This is a genomic window from Nostoc sp. CmiVER01, from assembly GCF_034531135.2.
Lineage (GTDB): Bacteria > Cyanobacteriota > Cyanobacteriia > Cyanobacteriales > Nostocaceae > Nostoc.
The window spans coordinates 49,024-69,342 of sequence record NZ_JAVRBU020000018.1; the positions used below are offsets into that span (position 1 = coordinate 49,024).

Annotated in this window: 18 protein-coding genes; 8 read left to right on the plus strand and 10 right to left on the minus strand. The window is 40.4% G+C overall.

Annotated features, from left to right (window positions below; genetic code table 11):
* Positions 1–491: 491 nt before the first annotated feature.
* On the plus strand, positions 492–1,100 hold the full coding sequence (locus RMZ43_RS28055) for a site-2 protease family protein (RefSeq protein WP_322649481.1): 609 nt from the start codon (positions 492–494) through the stop codon (positions 1,098–1,100).
* A 287-nt stretch (positions 1,101–1,387) separates the two neighbouring features.
* Here the strand turns inward: RMZ43_RS28055 and RMZ43_RS28060 are convergent, their stop codons facing one another.
* The 4 genes from RMZ43_RS28060 to RMZ43_RS28075 form a co-directional block, all read right to left on the minus strand.
* Positions 1,388–2,779, minus strand: a complete 1,392-nt coding sequence (locus RMZ43_RS28060) for a hypothetical protein (protein ID WP_322654223.1) — start codon at positions 2,777–2,779, stop codon at positions 1,388–1,390.
* A gap of 371 nt (positions 2,780–3,150) precedes the next feature.
* Positions 3,151–4,821 carry a phosphatidylglycerol lysyltransferase domain-containing protein gene (locus tag RMZ43_RS28065; protein ID WP_322654222.1) on the minus strand — a complete coding sequence of 557 codons (1,671 nt, stop codon included), beginning with the start codon at positions 4,819–4,821 and terminating at the stop codon, positions 3,151–3,153.
* Between the two features lie 103 nt (positions 4,822–4,924).
* Positions 4,925–5,827 carry an alpha/beta hydrolase gene (locus tag RMZ43_RS28070; RefSeq protein ID WP_322654221.1) on the minus strand — a complete coding sequence of 301 codons (903 nt, stop codon included), beginning with the start codon at positions 5,825–5,827 and terminating at the stop codon, positions 4,925–4,927.
* Between the two features lie 150 nt (positions 5,828–5,977).
* The gene (locus tag RMZ43_RS28075) at positions 5,978–6,940 is read right to left on the minus strand and encodes an alpha/beta hydrolase (RefSeq protein ID WP_322654220.1); all 963 of its coding nucleotides are present in this window, start codon (positions 6,938–6,940) and stop codon (positions 5,978–5,980) included.
* A gap of 128 nt (positions 6,941–7,068) precedes the next feature.
* Here RMZ43_RS28075 and RMZ43_RS28080 point away from each other — a divergent pair, with 128 nt between their 5' ends.
* From RMZ43_RS28080 to RMZ43_RS28095, 4 genes are all read left to right on the plus strand, one after another.
* Positions 7,069–8,019, plus strand: a complete 951-nt coding sequence (locus RMZ43_RS28080) for a lysylphosphatidylglycerol synthase domain-containing protein (protein WP_322654248.1) — start codon at positions 7,069–7,071, stop codon at positions 8,017–8,019.
* Between the two features lie 229 nt (positions 8,020–8,248).
* A complete protein-coding gene (locus RMZ43_RS28085) occupies positions 8,249–8,638 on the plus strand; it encodes an agenet domain-containing protein (protein ID WP_322649486.1) in 390 nt (129 codons plus the stop codon).
* A gap of 182 nt (positions 8,639–8,820) precedes the next feature.
* Positions 8,821–9,198: a hypothetical protein gene (locus tag RMZ43_RS28090; protein WP_322654219.1), complete on the plus strand. Its 378-nt coding sequence runs from the start codon at positions 8,821–8,823 to the stop codon at positions 9,196–9,198.
* A 75-nt stretch (positions 9,199–9,273) separates the two neighbouring features.
* Positions 9,274–10,974 (plus strand): tetratricopeptide repeat protein, encoded by a 1,701-nt coding sequence (locus tag RMZ43_RS28095; RefSeq protein ID WP_428850933.1) that lies wholly within the window; start codon positions 9,274–9,276, stop codon positions 10,972–10,974.
* Positions 10,975–11,109: 135 nt separating this feature from the next.
* Here the strand turns inward: RMZ43_RS28095 and RMZ43_RS28100 are convergent, their stop codons facing one another.
* The 3 genes from RMZ43_RS28100 to RMZ43_RS28110 form a co-directional block, all read right to left on the minus strand.
* Positions 11,110–11,283, minus strand: a complete 174-nt coding sequence (locus RMZ43_RS28100) for a DUF5615 family PIN-like protein (protein ID WP_322654217.1) — start codon at positions 11,281–11,283, stop codon at positions 11,110–11,112.
* Positions 11,284–11,292: 9 nt separating this feature from the next.
* Entirely contained in the window at positions 11,293–11,550 is a 258-nt protein-coding gene (locus tag RMZ43_RS28105) for a DUF433 domain-containing protein (RefSeq protein ID WP_428850934.1), read from the minus strand.
* 585 nt (positions 11,551–12,135) lie between these two features.
* Positions 12,136–13,419, minus strand: a complete 1,284-nt coding sequence (locus RMZ43_RS28110) for a CCA tRNA nucleotidyltransferase (protein WP_322654216.1) — start codon at positions 13,417–13,419, stop codon at positions 12,136–12,138.
* 280 nt (positions 13,420–13,699) lie between these two features.
* Between RMZ43_RS28110 and RMZ43_RS28115 the strand changes: the two genes are divergently transcribed.
* Complete coding sequence (locus tag RMZ43_RS28115; protein ID WP_109012457.1) at positions 13,700–13,948, plus strand: Ycf34 family protein; 249 nt, start codon at positions 13,700–13,702, stop codon at positions 13,946–13,948.
* A gap of 371 nt (positions 13,949–14,319) precedes the next feature.
* The gene (gene tsaB / locus RMZ43_RS28120; RefSeq protein ID WP_322654215.1) at positions 14,320–14,979 is read left to right on the plus strand and encodes a tRNA (adenosine(37)-N6)-threonylcarbamoyltransferase complex dimerization subunit type 1 TsaB; all 660 of its coding nucleotides are present in this window, start codon (positions 14,320–14,322) and stop codon (positions 14,977–14,979) included.
* A 136-nt stretch (positions 14,980–15,115) separates the two neighbouring features.
* Here tsaB and RMZ43_RS28125 read toward each other — a convergent pair whose 3' ends face one another.
* Positions 15,116–16,033 (minus strand): AEC family transporter, encoded by a 918-nt coding sequence (locus RMZ43_RS28125; RefSeq protein WP_322654214.1) that lies wholly within the window; start codon positions 16,031–16,033, stop codon positions 15,116–15,118.
* 102 nt (positions 16,034–16,135) lie between these two features.
* Here RMZ43_RS28125 and RMZ43_RS28130 point away from each other — a divergent pair, with 102 nt between their 5' ends.
* Entirely contained in the window at positions 16,136–16,939 is an 804-nt protein-coding gene (locus RMZ43_RS28130) for a M15 family metallopeptidase (protein ID WP_322649495.1), read from the plus strand.
* Between the two features lie 40 nt (positions 16,940–16,979).
* Here RMZ43_RS28130 and RMZ43_RS28135 read toward each other — a convergent pair whose 3' ends face one another.
* Both RMZ43_RS28135 and mrdA read right to left on the minus strand, forming a co-directional pair.
* Positions 16,980–18,047 (minus strand): serine hydrolase domain-containing protein, encoded by a 1,068-nt coding sequence (locus RMZ43_RS28135; protein WP_322654213.1) that lies wholly within the window; start codon positions 18,045–18,047, stop codon positions 16,980–16,982.
* 41 nt (positions 18,048–18,088) lie between these two features.
* A complete protein-coding gene (gene mrdA, locus RMZ43_RS28140) occupies positions 18,089–19,927 on the minus strand; it encodes a penicillin-binding protein 2 (RefSeq protein WP_322654212.1) in 1,839 nt (612 codons plus the stop codon).
* Between the last annotated feature and the right edge of the window lie 392 nt (positions 19,928–20,319).

A 20,319-nucleotide genomic window follows, 5' to 3' on the forward strand; every position in this document is an offset into this window, starting at 1 on the left:
AGATTAGGTCAGATTGTCTCATTGAAGTTGATTTTTGCATAATTTTCTTAAAGATTATTAGTAAATCTATTGCCATATCAAGTAATAAAACTAACTTTGCCTGATATACCAAAATAACAAGACAATAACGGCTCTGTTTTGAGTCAGAGAAACAAATTAGGCACAAAAAAGGCTCATCTATCTGTGCTTTGTGAAAATCACAAAATATAGTGCTTAATTATACTTTAACAATAAATTAATATTTAATAAATTAAATTTTTAGATACTAAAAAACAAAATAAATACGTAGTTATTCCCAGGTTTTAAAATTTTTAAAGTGTTATAAACCGATTTTTTTAAGCTATCAAATCAACTGAGATTAATAAAAGTAGCAAATTTAAATTTATAAAATATACCAAAAATTACAGTAGTAGCTAAGTAATATTTTTAATAAAATTTATACCAAAAGATTGTTATTACACAGATAGGGCATTACCAAAATTTAGTAACGTATGTTTATCGAAACACTAATCACAAACCCGATTCATTTTTTCAGAATCGTTGTAATTGTCATATTCTCCATTACTTTGCATGAACTTGCTCACGGCTGGGCTGCGATGAGTCAGGGAGATAACACTCCCCAACAAACTGGTCATCTGACGCTTAATCCTGTAGTTCACATGGGTAAAGAATCGCTAATCTTTCTCTGTCTTATGGGTATAGCTTGGGGACAAATGCCCGTCAACCCATCTAAGTTTCGTTCTGGTAAACTAGGCAATATTTTGGTATCAGCCGCAGGCCCCTTGTCGAATCTGGCTTTAGGCATTCTATTTATTGTATTGCTCAAACTTTTCTTTAACCCTAGTCTTTCAGGACTCTTTAGTGTCGAATTTCTTTACCTAGCGGCTCGGATTAATTTAACGTTATTTCTATTTAATCTGCTGCCAATTCCACCACTCGATGGCTTTCATGTCTTCAGTGAAATTTTTCCTCAACTAAAGCCACTACAATATAGTCAATTCGGACTCTTTGCCATGATGCTCCTATTTTTAATTCCAGGTTTGGGAAGAGGGCTTGGTAGTATCGCTGATTTATTTATCCGGTCAGGTTTGGGGATGTAAACAGTAAATTTTCAGGCAAATTTTTAATAAAAATTTAAAAGCCATTTACTACAGTCTTTTTTTATTATTGTCTTTACAGATTATAGCCAGTTTTATTAGAACTATGTCTTCATACACAAGTCCAATTAATTCTGCGATACGCCCAAACTCTAACTTTATTTCAGGAAACCCATAGAATTGCTATAGCAATCCTGAATCATCCGTAAGAGACAAAAACCCCGACTTATTTGGGCAGTCGGGGTTCTACTTATTGCGTATACCAATCTTATTTAATTTGTATATACAATCTAATTCTCTACACCAACAAAAATAAGTTTGCTATAATATTCAGTTTTGGCATAGATACTGATAATACTATCACCAACTGCAAAAAAATTACCTTGTTGCTCATCTTTAGAAAATTGCAAATTGGGATATTTAATAGCAGCTTCTTCAGCAGTCATAGATTTTGCTTCCATCTTATTTGGCAATACTCCAATACAACCAATATAAAATACTAAGGGAGAAATTTTGTCATAGTAAATTTTTTCTATATATTGTTCTAGCTTATTATTTGCCGTTGTCAAAGCTGCAATCATTTCCTCTTTGCTGATCTGTTTTCCAGCTTGTTTATCTTGCAATAACTGCGCCAAACTATCAGCATCAACTTTCTTAAGAATATTTACGACTATGCCATTTTGCTCAAGCCCCAGAAAATCATCAAAAATTGGTTTCATCAACTCGTCAACTTTTGTAATCTTGGTGCGTGATGATAGTAGCCTATGCCTAACAGCGAGATTTTCATTCAATGCGATCGCAAAACTAGGCTTGATGATAATTTCTCCAGTCTCTTTGTCAAAAAGACGATACATCTTACTTAGAAACTTGTTAGCGGAAGGCAACTTACTTAAATTCAGAATATCTTGACTACCAATGTCAATTTTATAGCTCAATTTTGACTCAAGAGTACCATTAACTAATGCTTCATGGATGTCTGTGTATTCATTAGTTGTAGGAAAATTGATGTAAACGTTCTTGGACAGATAGTGCTTTTTAAACTCATCTAATTGTTCTGCTACAAATACATCTGACTCCTTTCTTAAGTGAGCAGAAATAATACTAGTCAGTATTTTAATTTCTGCAAGCTCATTGAATAGTCCATCAATACTGCTGTAATGACTATTTGCAGCTACAAGCGGCAAGTTATCTAACTCAATGCTATACTCAGCACGGAAGTCAAAATCTTCTGCATCCAACACACCTTTTTCTTTGAGCAAATCAAAGGCTTTTTTACTGCTGATTTTGACTTTTAAGGACTTGACGTTTATTTTGCCGTCACTAACAATTGTGTAATTATTAAAGCTATTTAGGTCATTTACTAATAAACCTGCTACCTCAATAGTGGGGGTTTTGTCTTCAAATTTTGCAAGTTTGACTTTACGTTTGATAAGCATATTGATAGTAGCGGTATTGCGATTAAACTGAAACTCGCCCATACCAACATACTCAGCATTATCGATATTTTCTGTTCGTAACCAAGGCTGAAGCAGTTCTCCATTTTCGTTTCTCACACCTTTAACGCGCTTGATACCTGTTCTTTGATAATGTTCTTGTAGATGCTTGATATTGACGATAATATTGTCGCGATACTGTGCAAAAATTTGGATTAGTTCTACGAGAGAAATTTTATTATTCGTCATATTGCTACCTTCCATATAAAGGTTAAGAATCTTTTAAAGGCTGTTAAACTGTGCAAAATTGAAGGGCAAACCCACAATAAATTGATGCCAAAATGCTAAGTTTGGCACATACCACACAACTATTGTGTGTTCGTGATTGCATTCACGAACTAGCTAATATCGGGTTTATCTACTACAAACTTTGGGCATCGCCTAGTAAACTTTGCGTTGCATACTCACTAGATATTCTTTGATAGTACAATTGTATCACAAAAACTCCAAGCTGTGTAGGCGTAGCCTGTCATAGACATCGCCCTGCAATGAGGTGTATGGTATTGCTGAAGGTCAGAATAGATGCTTTCTAACCTTTGCAGCCATTATTTTTTTCAAATTTAGGCTCCGGGTTTGAAATAATCGAAGAGGCGATCGCCTGAATCTGCGCGAATTAATGCTACAACTACATCTGGTAAGGCAGTTAAACTGGGGTAAACCAAATAACGTGGTTCCCAACGGGGGCGGAATTTCTCTCTGTAGGCGTGCAGTCCCTTAAAATTGTAGAAGCGATTCAAATGCCCGTATAGATAGTGCAATACTTTCTCCAAGCGGCGTGATTCTGGGTTGTCTCCAACTCCCGCAAGCGCAGAAAGGCCAAAATTAAAGCTGTCGTAGCCACCTTCTTTAAAATGTTGAAGCAGGGAAATAAATAGAAAGTCCATTGTGCCATTTTCGAGGGACGCGCGATGTCGCATCATGTCAATAGTGGCTTCGTTAAGTTGGTACTCCCGGAGAATGTTGGCAAAGGCGCTGATGTTACCTTCAGAATTATGCACTACAGCAATCTCACACTCTCGCAGGTAAGCTTCGTCAAACCAACCCAAAGAAAAATGTTTTTCCGAACCCTGTACCATCTTCAACCATTCATCACTTACAGATTTGAGTTGGTGCAATAAATCATTGGCGATGGGTGGTTGGTAAAACTCGATTTGGTATCCTAGTTTAGTTAAACGACTGATTGATGGTCTAAAGTTCTTACCGGCTTTACCTTGTAACGTAAAACTTTTCAGGTCAACTATCGCTTCTTCTCCAATCTTAAGTACCTTGAACCCCAATGACTTGTAAAGTTCAACACCATCTGGCAAAGTTTGGTAAAAACCAGGATACCAGTCATTGCGTTGACAAAACTGTTGGAAAGCAACAATTGTCTCTTTGCGGTCTTCAATGGGGCCGATGGGATCTCCTAATGCGATCGCACCCCTTCCCTTGGGAACATAAGCAATTAAACTATTACCGGAAGGACTAAAATAATAACTTTTATCATTTAAGAGTGTGAATGCTGCTAAAGAAGAACATCCATATTGCTCAACAATTTCTTTAGCTCTTTTTCGCTCATTTGGCGTTGCTAGATTCCGCCAAAATACAGGTTGCAAGAGCATTACCATTGCATAGGTAATAGTAACTGCGGCTATAACATATATCGAATTAGCAAAAAATTCTCCAAATTTGCTTTTTGGTTGCAGTCCCCAATTATCCTCAGTGAAGAACATCGCCAAAGTCTGAACTATGGCTTCACGCCAGTTAAAATTCTCTGAGAACTTGCCGTCTAACAAGTAAAATCCAATAGTTCCGTATGCCAGGGTAAATAATAAAGCGCCTATCAGCGCTCGAACTCCCCGTGCGATCGAAGGACGGTCTGATTGCGCCGTAAAATAATGGCGCATCAAGATTAATTGCACCAGCAAAACTCCACAGAGTAGACTTTCTTCATAGTCCAGTCCCTTCAGCAAGTGGCTGAAAATGGAAATCACTAGTAAACCAATGGTAAGTAACCAGGCTATTCTTTTACGACGTAATAAATTAGTCGCAAGTGCTAGTAAAACAAACCCAGTCAGGGCTGCAAATATATGACCACTGGCTCGGATTTCAAATGGTAAAAATTCCTTCAACCAGTGATTTCGCCCATATAGGTTAGGTGTCACTGCTGATAACAAATTTACTACTCCAACTAAAGCTGTAAGTAAAGCTGCACTCCAAAGTCCAATCTGAGTTTTTAAATTATTAGTCATTTGTCATTTGTCATTTGTCATTTGTCATTTGTTTTGGCGTTAAAACTCTTAACTTTTAACTCCTAACTCCTGTAAAGACGCGATTAATTGCGTCTCCTAACTCCTAATTCCTAACTTTTTTAAACTGTTCCCCTACATAAGAGAGGGAATCTTTAAGATGCTTGTGGAAGTAGTTCCAGCCTATATCAGCACCAGACAAACCATGACCTCCTGGAAACGCATAAAATACGTGAGCAATTCCTAATTTGTTTAAGGTTTCGTTGAAATCTTTGGTAGAAGACAGCAAATTAGTATCATTCAAACCCGCATCTAAGTAAACACGCAATCGCTTTCTATCTTCAATTGGTAGCTGTTGCACGATTTGTTGGGGGCTATTTTGCGGGCCGCTATTATCGGTAAAATAACCGCTATGACTAAATAGAATGTGGAAGTTGTTGAGATGGCGCAACCCGATATTAAAAGCTCCCCATCCTCCAGAAGAAAGACCTCCCAAGGCCCAAAATTGGGGTTCTTCTAAAGTGCGATAGCGTGACTTGACAACTTGCACTAGTTCTGAGCCAATTAAAGTCCCCACTTTGCCATTCGGCCCATCAAAATAATCAGGATCGTATAAAGGGCTGGAACCACGATTATCATTGCCATCAGGTGTAATTACAATCGATGGCGGTAATTTCCCACTTTTATAAAGTTCATACAATACATCTAAAATTGCATATTTATCAGCGTAAGCACGGGCATCATCATGACCACCGTGTAGCAAAAACATCACTGGATACCGCTTTTGCTGATTTTTATTATAAGCAGGCGGCAAAATCACGCCATAGTTGCGGACTGCACCCATCGCTTGGGAGTTGAAGGTGGCTAATTGAAACTTTAGCCCAGTATTTGCCTCTTCTTGAGGCGGGTCTAATTGTGGCGCACCTAAGATGAATACATAATAATAACCAGCAGTGGTAAGGAGTGCGATCGCTCCTACTAAACTAATTAAAAATTTAGAAATCTTCATATTAATTTAATGTTTAAAAAATCACCCCCACTAGAACTTACTATAGTTAATTTGCTGAAAAATTGCAGCTGAGTTTTCCACATTGATGTTTAAATATCAAAGGATTTATAAAATCTATGCTACATACAATATGATTTTTACTGCGAATTGCTAATGATTTTGACTTTTGACTTTCTCAAAGGCCGTTCTATGCGCCATTTCAGAAACTCGAAATTGTTCTCCCACAAATGTCAACGAATCGGATAAATGTTCTCGCCAGTATTTCCAAGTGTGGCTACCAGGAAACTGACGAAACAAATTATAAACTTTTAGCTTATCTAGTACTTGGCTAAACTTTTGAGCTTCATCGATTTCTTCAATATCTGATGTACCAGAATCTAGATAAATTCGCAATTTTTTTTGAGTTTGTAAAGGAATAGTTTTGATATAACTTATTGGGCTATTCATTGGGCCACTTTTATCATGAAAATAACCGCTATGACTAAATAAAATCGAGAAATGATCTAGATTATGTAATCCCACATTCATTGCTCCCCAACCACCAGAAGATAAACCACCTATCGCCCAAAAATCTGGATTGTTTAGTGTACGATAACGGCTTTGCACAACTTTTACCAATTCATCCCCTACGGCTGTAGAGACTTTACCGTTAGGGCCATCAATATATTCGGGATCTCGGTAAGGGCTAGAGCCACGTTTGTCGTTGCCATCTGGTGTGATAATAATGCTGGGTGGCAACTTACCTTTAGTATAAAGTTGTTCTACAGTTTTAAGAGCTTGTCCTTTACTCTGAATAAACCAATCACTGGGATTACCATGTCCACCGTGGAGGAGAAATATTACAGGATAGGTTTGTTTTGGGTTTTGCTCATAACCAGGGGGTAAAGAAACGCCGTAGGTGCGACTTGCGCCCATTACCTGACTATCGTAGGTTTCAATTTTGTAGGTTAGGGGAGTAGCTGAGTCGCTAGTATTGGAATGGGTTGGAGTAACAGAAGGCTTTGTTTGTAAATCCTGTTGTGGTGGTTTTGCTACGGTACTTTGGGAAAAATTACAGCCAACAAGAGTTAATACTAAAACTAGTAAGAGAATTTTAGATTGTTTGTAGTTCATTTATTGGGTAGCCGATATTTGCTTTACAAAAGCTTATGCAAATGATATGTCAATGCTGTGTCAAGAGGATGGAAAATTTACGACTGGTTATAAATTAAAAGTCAAGAGTTAGGATAAGTTTCTTCATGATGCTTAAAAAGCTGCGACTCAATTTCAGTTCTTTGTTTGGCTTGTTGTTGCTGGTGCTTTGCGTGTGGGCGATCGCTAACGAATTGCATGAGTATAATTATCGTGATATCCTCAACTCCCTTGCAACAATTCCCAAAAGTCGCTTAAGCTGGGCAATTTGGCTGACAGCGTTGGGTTATCTTGTGATGATTGGCTACGATATCTTAGGTTTTAGCTACATTAATCGCTCCTTAAGTTGGAACAAGATTGCTCTAACCAGCTTTATTAGCTCTGCATTTAGTAATACCATCGGTTTTGCCTTGCTAACTGGCAGTGCTATCCGTTATCGATTTTATGCTAGTTGGGGAGTTTCAGCAGTTGCGATCGCTCAAGTAATTGCTTTTGCTAATTTTACTTTTTGGCTGGGGATGTTTGCCGTTGCAGGTTTATTATTTCTCATCAATCCACTCAAAATTCCTACTCAAATACATTTACCTTTTACCACTGTACGTCCCATCGGTGTGATTTTTTTGCTATTAGTTTCTATTTATTTAATTGGAAGTATTTTTATTAAACAACCGTTAATAATTCGTGGGCAAGAATTTCGATTTCCTGCCTTTAAAATATCCCTAGCTCAAATAGCAATTTCTAGTTTTGACTGGATTTTAGCAGCAGCAGTTCTTTATGCTTTACTTCCTAGCAATATATTTTTATCCTATTTAGACTTCTTGGGAATCTACTTACTAGCAATGTTTGCGGGTGTTGTTAGTAATGTTCCTGGTGGTTTGGGAGTATTTGAAACTATAATTTTGCTGATTCTCTCATCTAAAATTTCGGCTGCGGTAATTTTGGGATCAATGTTAGCTTATCGGGGAATCTATTATTTTTTACCTTTGCTAGTAGCATCAGGGTTACTAGGAATTTATGAAATTAGATTTAGAGTTGGTAATTTAAAAAATATTGATAAATAGTAAATTTCAGTTTTAGTATGAGTACGAACAACAAGATCCCCGACTTCTCAAATAAGTCGGGGATCTGAGCCTTTTGATATCTTCACAAAGAATAGCGATAAATCATAATTTTTGCTGAGGTGATCGCTAATTTAATCCCATAACAATAGTAACAGTTAGGGAAAATTTTTCAACTAGATTTCCATAAATCATCAAAATCCCGTTTTATTGTTTGAGGATAGAAAGAATCATGAAAAATAAAGTATTGTTTGGTGCTATTTTCATGGCAACTTGGGTAGGAACATTGATTCCAAGTGCTTTTGCTGCTTCACCCTGTTCTGTAGGACAAAAGGCTGAGGTTCTTTGGAAGGAAAAATGGTATCCGGCAACGGTACTTAAGGTTAATAATGAGAAATGCTATATTACCTACGATGGTTATGATAGTTCCTGGAATGAATGGGTTGGCACTACACGCTTTCGGGCATCATTTCAAGTTGGCGATGCAGTGAGAATTTTGTGGAAAGGAAAATGGTATCCAGGGCAGGTTTTAGAAGTTAGTAACGATCTTTATAAAATTACTTATGATGGCTACGATAGCTCTTGGGATGAGTGGGTTGAACCTGCAAGGGTAAGTAGATAGGGAATATTTCACTTTTATAAGTTTAAAGGGACGATTTCACTTGTTGGAGTCGTCCCTTAAATTGTTTTATCAAAACAGAATTCAGGAGTCAGGAGTCAGAATTAAGAATGAATTTTGTACAACTGGTAAGAGGCTGCTAAACTGAGAGCCATAAGTAAAATCTCGTATACTTTGGCAAACTTATGGAGCCAGTATCACTGACAGCAGGTGCGATCGCAACCTTGGTAATCATCAAAGCCTTTGAAAAAACTGGTGAAATCATTGGCGAAAAGGCTTGGGATGAAGGCGAAAAGTTGTTAGTTCTGCTGAAACGCAAGGAACCTAGCACGGCGAAGGTTATCGAACAGGCTAAAACACAACCTCTAGATTATGGTCAAGCTTATTTCATTGGGCAGCAAGTAGAGGAAGCGGCGAAGAAAGATCCTGAAATTGCTCAAGCTGTGGAAGCTGTAGCTAATGAGGCACAACCTCAACTTACGAACACTATTATTGAAAATTGGCAGGGAATAAATATTAAAGGTGGAACTAATACCATTTCTGGTAACACCTTTAACTTTTGACTACAGCCGCCCGAACGGGAACGGGTAAAGTTAAATCCCCCTACTGGAATACCGCAAAATTTGCCCCTGAGTGGGGTGGTTGATTTTGTTGGGCGTGAACAAGAATTGCAAAATCTCCATCAACTTTTGCAGGATAATAAACAAGTTGCGATCGCTGCTATTTCTGGCATGGGTGGAGTTGGTAAAACAGAACTCGCCCTGCAATATGCCATCAAGTACCGCGAAACATACAACGGTGGGCTTTGCTGGTTGCTGGCAAAAACTGGGGATGTGGGCATTCAAGTTGTGCAGTTTGCCAAAACGCAGCTTGATTTAAAGCCGCCAGAAGATTTTGATATACTCGCCCAAGTGCAATATTGTTGGCGGCGTTGGCGTGAGGGTGAGGTGCTGCTAGTGTTGGATGATGTTAGTGACTACGAGCAAGTTAAGCCTTATTTTCAGTCGCTACCTTCTCGGTTTAAAGTGTTGATGACTACGCGCCAAAAGTTGGGACGCATCGCGCAGTTATCTTTGGATGTGTTGCAACCAGAGGCGGCGCTCGAGTTATTAAAGTCTTTACTCAAAGAAACACCAGAGCGAATTGAGCGAGAATTAGCTTTAGCAAATCAGTTGTGTGAATGGCTGGGATATTTACCTTTAGGTGTGGAATTAGTCGGGCGCTATCTGGCGCGGAAACAGGATTTATCTTTAGCAGAAATGTTGCGGCGGTTGGAGAACAAGCGATTAGATGAGCGTTCTCTGTCTAAATCTAAGTCTGAAGCCGACATGACAGCACAACTAGGTGTGTTAGCAGCCTTTGAGTTGAGTTGGCAAGAATTAGAAGACGACGATAAACAATTGGGTTGTTTATTGAGTTTATTTGCAGCCGCACCCATACCTTGGAAGTTGGTGGAAGAGTGTTTGCCAGAAGAAGATGCGGAAGATTTAGAAGAAATTAGAGACGATAGCTTGCTGAATCTGCATTTACTCCAGCGCAAAAGTGAGGGAATCTACCAATTGCATCCACTGTTGCGGGAATTTTTTCAATATAAGCTTACAGGTTTAGAACAGGCAGAAGAACTTAAGCGCTCCGTTTGTCGGGTAATGGTAGCAGTTGCTAAAGATGTTCCTGAAACTCCCACTCTTCAGCAAATCACCGATGTTACCCCCGCCAGACCTCATATAGCACAATTAGCGAAGAATCTCATTCAATATGTGAGTGATGATGATTTAATTTGGGCTTTCACCAGCAATGCTAGATTTTACAGTGGTCAAGGTTTATATAACCAAGCTTTATCTTGGTATGATCAGTGTTTAGAAATTACTAAAGAGCGCTTGGGTGAAGAACATCCGGATGTCGCACTTAGTCTCAACAACCTAGCTAATCTCTACTACTATCAAGGCAGATACAGCCAAGCTGAACCCCTTCACATCCAAGCTTTGGTACTCTACCGCAAACTGCTAGGTGAAGAACATCCAGATGTCGCAGCTAGTCTCAACAACCTAGCGGCACTCTATTGCTCTCAAGGCAGATACAGCGAAGCCGAACCCCTTCACATCCAAGCTCTGGCACTCAGGCGCAAGCTGCTGGGAGAAGAACATCCAGATGTCGCAGCTAGTCTCAACAATCTGGCAAAACTCTACTATTTACAAGGACGTTATACCCAAGCCGAACCACTTTATCTGCAAGCGTTAGAGATTCTCGAGCAACGACTAGGGATCAATCATCCTTACACTATCAAGTGTCTTGAAAATCTAACAAATCTGCGTGATCGCCTTTCCCCAAATGCAGAATAGACTACATGGGGCTACGAATTTACAGGTTTTGTGCAAATATTACCATGATAAAACTGAAAAGCCCGTTAGCGATCGCGGAGCGTCTCGTAGAGAAGCTTACCGTTCGCGTAGCGTTCCGTAGGAAAGGTATCACTTTTACTCGGACTTTATAGTTAATAAAATTCTTCCTTCTGCACTAGCTCTAATTAAAATCTCATCATCTGGTAGTCTTTGCAAACCTTCATCGCGCAAATGTACTACATCATAACCAGCACTACGCAACCAAGTTACAGTGCGTAATGAAATTCCCATATCTGCCAAAAACTTCATTATTACTTGTTAAGCACTTTTGAAGGTATAAACCCGTTCTTGAGTCAACCATGCTGCATAAAGAAGAGATTGACGAATATCTTCTGCTTCTAAATCAGGATATTCTTGTAAAATTTCTTCTATAGGCTTTCCATGAGCTACCAAATTTACCACTAAAGAAACCGGAATCCGCATCCCGCGAATGCAAGCTTGTCCAGCCATAATGCTAGGGTCAAATGTAATTCTCTCCAGACCTAACATAAACCATCGCTCCAAAATCTTTTTCATCGCTCTGAGGTGGAATGCTGATATTGCAAAGCCTAGCGCTCTATTTTTGATTGTAAACCCATAAGCGATCGCCTTTTAGGTAAATCCTGAGTGCATCAGTGTCGTTGTGTAGAGTGCGAATCTATACGAATTTACAGGTTTTGTGCAAAGCATACCGTGATAAAACTGAAAAGTGCGTTAGCGATCGCGGAGCGTCTCGTGAGAAGGTATCGCCTAGACTAAAATTCATATTTAGTTAAGTAAAAATGCCTGATTACTTATGCAAAAGCAGCTTTTACTTTCTCAAAAGCAGCTTTTAATCTCGCATTTTAGTGTTTTCCGCAAACAAAAGCAGCTTTTACTTCTTCAAAAGCAGCTTTTAATCTCGCATTTTAGTGTTTTCCACAAACAAAAGCAGCTTTTACTTTCACATTTTAGTGTTTTCCGCAAGCAAAAGCAGCTTTTAGTTTCTCAAACCCCAGTTTGCTTACTTATTTAAGTAATTCATGCATTCATTTTGGTATATCATAGAGCCAAAAGCTTGCTTGCGAGCGCTTAACAAGGAGAGGGATTGAGGGTGAGGTTTGATCTTATGTTTAATTACGCCTACCTACTTAACTGACGTGCATAAGCGATCGCCTCTGTTGCTGTTGAAACTCTCCCCTCAGCTTGTGCTATGCCAATTTCTCTCAAGAGTTGGCCGATAATTGGCGATGCTGGAATATCTAATGCTATAATCAACTCCTTCCCGCTCACTAGTGGAGTGGGATGAGCGACCAGATCATCAGGGTTCAGGTAGCGGTTGATCAAAGATGCCCAAAAAAGGCAGGGTTTTGCTTTGGTTTCCACTGCTGTATGTAGTGGCTTGTCACCAGACATCGCCTCTACCAAAATATCAAGTGCTACAGCTAAGACTGCCATAGCGGGAAACACAATATCTGCGTCATGAAAGAAAAAGTATTGTTCTCGCAAGGACATATCCACTACTTGAAGCTGCGGTAACAGTTTCAACGCAGTGGTTACACCCCGAATTTCGGCACGACTATAAGTTAGTTCCTGTAGTTCTATTTCTGCTAACTCTGGAACTGGGTTCACAAGACAAGCAAGTTTGGCAATACCTAACCAAGTAGTTTTAACACTATCGCGGACATATTCTTGCAGTTTTTCCCCTAATTGTTGCCAGTTTTCTGTAAGTAAGGCAGCTGCTTCGTCAACTGCTGCTAGTTTGAGCAAGCTTTCACGAGTGGCATTTTTGAAGAAAGGCGCAAGTAAACTATCTTCCCAAGCACTTGTAATCCAAGGAGTACCCTGAGAATTGCTAAGTAGATAGCCAATTTCTACCCTAACTCGTTCGGCTGCAACTTGGCTGATATGTGATGCCAAAGAACGAATTGCGGCTTGGGTAGCTGGCTCAATAGTAAAACCTAGTTGGGCGGCTTGACGATAACCTCGCATTAGCCGTAAAGGGTCATCTTCTAGGTTTGCAGGTGATACCATTCGCAAAATGCCCTGTTGCAAGTCTGCACAACCTTGCAGAGGATCGATGATTTCTTGGGTATAGGGATTATAAGCGATCGCATTTACTGTAAAATCCCGTCTGTGCAAATCAACATCTATACTATCTCCTTCCTGCTGGGCAAAGTCAGCCGTAGCGTGGGGAAAAACCACACGCGCAATTTGTCGTTCTGCATCGAGTAACACAAAACCAGCTTTGTAATGATGAGCGATCGCTCTCGCTACCTTTACCGCTTTAGATGGTATAACAAAATCTAAATCCAGATATCCGCGAGTTCTGCCAAGGATAGCATCTCGGACAGCGCCACCTACCATGTAAGCTGGTTGTGGTAAAAATTCCAAACTAAAAGGCCAATTTTCGGGAGCTAATACCATTTTGGATTTTAGATTTTAGATTGTGTACTCCTACGGTAAAGCAAGCTAAGAGTAGCATCTTGTAGAGAAAAGTAGATGCTACGCTGTCATTGGCAGGTTTAAATCCCCCACGCTGTTGATTTTGACCAAAGGCGGACTTTCCTTGCTCTACTCCTGAATTCTGACTTCTGAATTCTGAATTCTTCTTCAAGCATTGTAATAAAAATCAACCCAGCAACTCATGAATAAAAGTTGGGCTTACGTTAGATTAACAATAAAGGCCCCTGGAGTTGGTTCTATTATGTGTATTTGCGTGAATTGCCACTATGTAGACCGATGTGTTACCTATCATGCTGTAGAAGGGCAGCACCAACAGCCTCACTTGACCGAAACACCAAGTTTTGATCCGAATGAACCTTCTATCAATGTCAACATTCGGACTAAGGATGATGTCATTGAAATGGAATGGGATGTTGTTGGTTGTCTGAGCTTTAAGCGAGAAACGGGTAAATGGTCGAAGTTGCGTCCTGGTGAATTAGTGCCGACTTGACAGAAAATGATTGGTGTATCTTACAGCTATTTTCAGGTAAATAGACAGGCGGTAGGGGCATAGCAATGCTGTGCTCTTATGTCAGATGTGGTTCAAATACATGAAAACTACTGTAATGAAATTTTATTTATCAGCGATTTTATGGTAAAGGGAGGAGATGTTAGGAAAGCGATCGCTATTATAAAGTAAACAGCAAGTGAATATTTGCGATCGTTTTCGACGGGTGTTTGCGCCATTGTCTTCTAATTTTGTTGAAATAGTAAGACCTTTGCCATGAGACTTCTTTCTGTAGTCTATTTAATTAAGAACCGCTATGTTATATATTTAAATAAATAAGGTTAACTTTATAAAAATAGATATTTTAAATAATTTTGACAACGGAACTAAAAGACCTTGCAATAAATAAATATGCTTTAGGACTACATACCACCACACCAGAATTAGGTTTGGCAATTAGTAACTTTGCTGGTGAAAATCGCTCTCAAATTTGGAATTTGGGGCGTGATTTATCAAGCTTAGTGCATCAATATTTAATTGAATTTATCAAACCGCAAACTTGGGCAGATTTGTCCTTTATCGCAGTTGCAAAAGGGCCTGGCGGCTTTACAGGAACTCGAATTGGTGTTGTCACTGCTCGGACTTTAGGGCAACAGTTAGATATCCCCGTGTTTGCAATTTCAACTTTGGCTGCGGTAGCTTGGTCAGAAGCAGGCAAAAGTCAAAATATAAAAACTATTGCTGTGGAAATGCCAGCACAACGAGGTCAAATTTTTGCTGCTATTTATCAGTTTGAGCCAGATGTTTCTAAACTAAAAGCGTGTTTGTCAGATAGAGTGTTGACACCAGAAGCATGGCAGGAAACTTTAGCTAATTGGAACACTAATTATCAGTTAATTCAAGCTCAATCTGGGTTAGCAGAGACGGTGATAAGTATTTTAGAACTAGCTAATCTCGATTGGCAAGAGGGCAAGTGTCCTAATTGGTCAGAGGCTCTACCATATTATGGGCAGCATCCAGTACAAGATACATAATACTTCTAATGAACTTTCAACTAAAAAAATATCCCATTACTTTGGCGAGCTGGCGTTGCAGGGGAGGAAGAATCTAACAATCATCTTCGCTCCCAAAATTGAATAATTTAATTTCTGAAAATCCATAAATCTAAAATCAAAATAGCCACAGCCAAAGTGGGAGAGTAAGCAGCAATAATATAGCGCCAACGGCTAAGGCAGTAACTGCCAGATCGCGATCGAGATTGAATGTCTCAGCAATTACCAGTGTGCCGAAAGCTGGAGGCATTGCCATTTGTAAGACAATTACCTTTGCTGTAGAACCAGTTAATCCAAGCAGTGGTAAGATACTCCCCAATATCAAGGGAACTAGCAGCATTTTGATTCCCAAGCTCATCCCTGCTTGTGGGAGGCTACGCCAAGATTTGAGCAGCCCTAGTCGCATTCCTATTAACACAAGAGATAAAGCTACACTACTCCAAGCAAATTTCTCCAAACAGAATTCTACTACTGTGGGAATTGTCGCTTCTCGAACCAGCAAGCCAAATCCGAAACTCCATAGGGCAGGATTAATTAAAATGGCCTTAATAATCTGCCAACGATTCTGGACACCGCCGCCAAAACGGGCTGCTATTAGAACACCCAAGCCATAAGCTCCTGGGAATGAACCTAACAAATCATAAAATAGCGCCCAAGCAAAGTATTCCTTGCCTAGTATTGCTAAAGTAATCGGAAAGCCAAGATAACCTGTATTACCCAACATTGCTGCTAATATCAAGCTAGCCTGAGTTGGTGCTTGAGGGACAGTATTTCTAAAATAGGCTTGTCCTTTAATCCCTAACCAAGCTAAAAATGCTCCCAATAAAATGGCGAGGTAAGCGAAGGCAGGTGCAATCCAAATTTGCCCCGACAAGCTAGATTGACGCAAAAACGATACTATGCTGATGGGTACTCCAACCCAAAAAAGAAACTGTCCCAAACGTGTAGGAACTGTCACAGGAAGTTTGCGTCCCAGAATAAAACCTACCAGGACTAATCCACCTAGCTTGACGTATAGTTCTAAGAGGTTTGTCAAGATTGCGCCTAAGAACCACAGATGTAAAATGCTACCTGTTACGTTTACTTTTGTCCAGTGCAAAATCTGTTATGGTTATCCCACAAAAACAGGAGTTTACCCTTGAATAAGGCTGGGTTTTCTGGAAAACCGCAAAACTCATCGAATGATTTTGACGATGATATTCCAGTGGCTGTACGCGATACCCCTGATGCAACACCTAAATTTTGGTTGCAACCCCGAATTTGGCTGATTGGGGGAGTTGCAGGATTTATCCTCCTGTCTTTAATTAGCGGTTTTTTGTATTTCGTCAGTGCGCCTAAAAAAACCGTCGATTCTCAACCTTTACCAGCCACTTCTGCTCCTGCAAGTCCAGCAGCAGCTAATAATTCCAGCGATACTGTGTTAGGGCATTTTCTATACCCAGAAGCGCCTGAGTCAGAACTAGTAACTATCTCCGCAAACAGGGGCATTAGAATGCGAAAACCTGCTGCCCAAAAGTTTGAGGAGATGGTAGCAGCAGCGCGGCGTTCAGGTGTAATAATAGTGCCACTTTCTGGCTTTCGCTCAGTCAAAGACCAGGAGCAGTTATTTTTTGCTGTCGGTGCCCAACGAAATCAAACGCCAGCACAACGAGCCGCCCTCAGCGCTCCTCCTGGTCATAGCGAACATCACACAGGTTATGCTGTGGATGTTGGAGACGGAGCAGTACCAGCAACTGATACCCAAACTAACTTTGACCATACTAAGGCTTATCAGTGGCTGCAAGCTAATGCAGCGCGTTTTGGCTTTGAAATGTCATTTCCTAAAGATAATGCTCAAGGCGTGAGTTATGAGCCGTGGCACTGGCGTTTTGTCGGCGATCGCGATAGTTTGGAGATGTTCTACAAAGCCAGAAATCTGAAACCCGCTAAGATTTCACCATAGGCGACAGGAGTCAAAATAATTCGCTCAAAAGTAATTGGTTTTACTCCCTCTCCTTTAATGGAGGCTGAAGCACTAGTTCTATAAGAACTGGACAGTAGTATTCAGCAATTTTCTTAGCGATCGCATCTGGTCGAGAAATTTTATCTAGATTGCAAAGTAAAATCACGGTAATTTTGTCATCAATAAAGCGGGTAATGTTACTTGCAAATCCTAAAATTGAACCATTATGACCAACTACTCGGCGATCGCCATAATTAAATACCCACCAACCTAAACCTGCAACATACCTTAATTTTTCCCAATCATCTCCTTTATCGGGAAAATGAGGAGTCCACATTTTATTAAGGGTTGATTGCTTTAATGGAGTTCCACTACAAAGCGCCTGTTCCCACTTCACCATGTCTTTTACGCTGGAAAGTTGGCCTCCAGCAGAATAGGTAACAGAAGGACTGTAGTAAGGTTTGTTAACGAGTTTGCTGTTTGGCAACCGATAGCCAGCAGCCCGGTGTGGCACTATGTCTTTGGGATCATTCATCATGGTTGCATTCATTCCCAAAGGAGCAAAAATCCGCTCTTGTAACAAATCTCCATAAGATTGTCCAGTTACCTTTTCTAGGATCAAACCCAGTAGATAGTAGCCTGTATTGTCATAGGCGCTAAACTCACCCGGTTGGAACTTGAGGGGTAGATGAATAACTAGAGCCAAAATTTCAGATTTAGATAAATCACGATGAGTAATTTCCCAGTAGTTTGGGGCATCGGTATAGCTAGGAATTCCAGACTGATGAGACAGAATATGCCCAATTGTGACATTTTGCCAGGTTAGGGGTAGATAATCGAGATAGTCTGCGTAGTTTACCGCCGCAGGCATCGCATCATCCAGCAAAATTGCCCCTTGTTCCACCAGCATCATTATGGCTGTAGCGGTGAAAGTTTTACCGACAGACGCAATTTCATAAACTGTATGTTCAGTCGCTGGAACAGAGTGTTCAATATTCGCCAGTCCATAGCCCTTAACTAAAACAGGTACACCTGACTGCACCACTCCAACAGAAAGGCCAGGAATCTGGTTTTGAGTCATTATGGTTTGAATATAGTCGTCAATCATAATCGGCAACACTCAGTACAAGTGTACAATGCCCCCCACGCCTAGTTTCGTCTGCTGTTTTCTGGACTTTTAGGCGCTGGTTTCTGATACTTACCTGGATATTTGCGCTGAAAATATTCTTCCATAATTTGTAAGATCATCGGTGCAGCAATGCTACCACCACCGCCACCAGAATGTTCAGCAAATGCCACAATTAGAACTTCTGGCTGTTGGGCAGGTGCATAGGCTCCAAACCAAGCGTGATTTTGCTTAACACGCCCCTTCCACGCTTCAGCAGTGCCACTCTTACCAGCGACTGGGGGAACTGTTGGCTGCTTCAAAGCCTTACCCGTACCTTCAGCTACTACTTTCCGTAGTCCCTGACGGAGAATACTTATGGTTGTCGGCTTCATATTTAAAGATTCTCGCCAGCTTTTTGCTTCTTCATTGTCTTGAAGCAAATGTGGCTGAACTTTGTAGCCACCATTAGCAGGCACAGCAAACATAATGGCGACTTGCAAAGGTGTAGTTTGTAAAGCACCTTGACCAATTGACATATTAATGCTGTCGCCTACAGTCCAAGGCATCTTCCAAGCTTTCTGCTTCCATGCATCATCTGGTACTAAACCTTTTGCTTCTTCATTGGCAAACTCAAAACCAGTTTTTTTACCAAATCCATATTTACGAGTCCATTCAATTAAAGTTGGGCCACCGACTCCGCGACCAATTTGATAGAAGAAGGTATCACTACTCCACTGTAATGCACCGACAAAACCCAATGGGCCGAATCCGGCGTGGTTCCATTCACCAAATTGCGTGCCGCCAAAGTTTAAGGAACCGTAAGTTTGCAGGACTGTGCTAGGAGAAAATTTACCTGATTCTAACCCGGCTGTGGTGGTGACAATTTTGAAGGTGCTAGCGGGTGGAAAGGCGCTGAGGGCGCGATTAACCAAGGGATGATCTGCACCTTGTACAGTTTCCCAATCTTTTTGGGTAAGTTTCTGTTTCGAGAAAATATTTGGATCAAAGGTGGGGTGAGATACCATTGCTAAAACAGCACCATTCTTTGGGTCAAGTGCCACGATCGCACCGTCGCGATCGCCTAAAGCTTTTTCTGCTGTCTTTTGCATATCTAAATCTATAGTCAAGTGCAAATCGTGACCAGGTTTCGCTTGTTTCTCACCTAAAACCCGGAGTGGCCTACCTGCACCATCCACTTCTACCTGCTGACCACCCCATTCGCCCCGCAGAGTTTTCTCATAAGCTTTTTCAACTCCCATTTGACCAATCACATCACCCAATCTGTAGCCTTCCTGCTTCTTTTCTTTTAACTGCTCGGCGGTCAGTTCTCGCGTATACCCTAGTACATGAGCTAATTGCTTACTGTGGGGATAGTAACGAACAGCTTCTGTATGAATTTCTACATCTTTAAGTTCGGTTTGATACTCTTTTAATGCTGTGATTTGGGCTTCGTTCAAGTTACGAGCAATTCGTATAAGTGAAGAAGAGTTAGCACTTGCCTCTTCTAGTTTCTTTTCAATCTCTTCTTGGGGAATGTCGAGAATTTGAGATAGACGCGCTCCCACAACTGACCATGCTGGCTTGGTATGTGCCATTGGCCACAAATATACAGAGCGGGGATAGCGAGTACTGGCTAAAAGTTTGCCATTGCGATCAAAAATATTGCCTCGTTCTGGTTGTTTGGGGATCATCCGAATTCGATTTGACTCAGCTTGTTTTCGGTGGCTTGCTCCTTCAGTAATTTGCAAATATGCCAAACGAATGCTGATTCCTGTCAGCATGAATAGAGTAAATATAATTAAAAATATTGGCTGGAAACTCCGTCCGACTGTACGTGTATTTTTTTGCCCGCCAAGTGGAGATGGTTTCAGTAAAGTCATAAGGCAAAGAGGATTTCAAAATTAAAATTATCTATCTGTAAATAACTCTGCTAAATTCTTAGCAGGTATTTAACGGTAAACTAATTAGCAGTGATTAATTTTTTCAATTGATACCATAAGCTCATCTCATGCATTGTGTGCCCCAAAAGCTTTTTAAATTTTGAACTTTGCCCATTAGTAGTCAGTTTGTCCCATTAATTTTGCTGGGTTCGTAGTAAGCACTTCAGCACCTCAAAATCTAAGACTAAAGTCCTTACTACGAACTTTTTCAACCCTCATAACTAATGCGATAAACCCTGGTCTATCGCATTAGTTATGAGGAGTAAATCAGTTTTAAATTTCTCTTCCTTACCTCTCAGTACGGTTCGAGTAACAAAGTTATCTGTTGAGGC

Bases quoted from the DNA above. Each gene is read 5' to 3' on its own strand.
- RMZ43_RS28055 (WP_322649481.1), top strand. From the start codon at position 492: ATGTTTATCGAAACACTAATCACAAACCCGATTCATTTTTTCAGAATC.
- mrdA (WP_322654212.1), bottom strand. From the start codon at position 19,927: ATGACTTTACTGAAACCATCTCCACTTGGCGGGCAAAAAAATACACGT.
- RMZ43_RS28065 (WP_322654222.1), bottom strand. From the start codon at position 4,821: ATGACTAATAATTTAAAAACTCAGATTGGACTTTGGAGTGCAGCTTTA.
- RMZ43_RS28080 (WP_322654248.1), top strand. From the start codon at position 7,069: ATGCTTAAAAAGCTGCGACTCAATTTCAGTTCTTTGTTTGGCTTGTTG.
- RMZ43_RS28075 (WP_322654220.1), bottom strand. From the start codon at position 6,940: ATGAACTACAAACAATCTAAAATTCTCTTACTAGTTTTAGTATTAACT.
- RMZ43_RS28060 (WP_322654223.1), bottom strand. From the start codon at position 2,779: ATGACGAATAATAAAATTTCTCTCGTAGAACTAATCCAAATTTTTGCA.
- RMZ43_RS28115 (WP_109012457.1), top strand. From the start codon at position 13,700: ATGTGTATTTGCGTGAATTGCCACTATGTAGACCGATGTGTTACCTAT.
- RMZ43_RS28105 (WP_428850934.1), bottom strand. From the start codon at position 11,550: ATGAAAAAGATTTTGGAGCGATGGTTTATGTTAGGTCTGGAGAGAATT.
- RMZ43_RS28135 (WP_322654213.1), bottom strand. From the start codon at position 18,047: ATGATTGACGACTATATTCAAACCATAATGACTCAAAACCAGATTCCT.
- RMZ43_RS28110 (WP_322654216.1), bottom strand. From the start codon at position 13,419: ATGGTATTAGCTCCCGAAAATTGGCCTTTTAGTTTGGAATTTTTACCA.
- RMZ43_RS28090 (WP_322654219.1), top strand. From the start codon at position 8,821: ATGGAGCCAGTATCACTGACAGCAGGTGCGATCGCAACCTTGGTAATC.
- RMZ43_RS28085 (WP_322649486.1), top strand. From the start codon at position 8,249: ATGAAAAATAAAGTATTGTTTGGTGCTATTTTCATGGCAACTTGGGTA.
- RMZ43_RS28070 (WP_322654221.1), bottom strand. From the start codon at position 5,827: ATGAAGATTTCTAAATTTTTAATTAGTTTAGTAGGAGCGATCGCACTC.
- RMZ43_RS28100 (WP_322654217.1), bottom strand. From the start codon at position 11,283: ATGAAGTTTTTGGCAGATATGGGAATTTCATTACGCACTGTAACTTGG.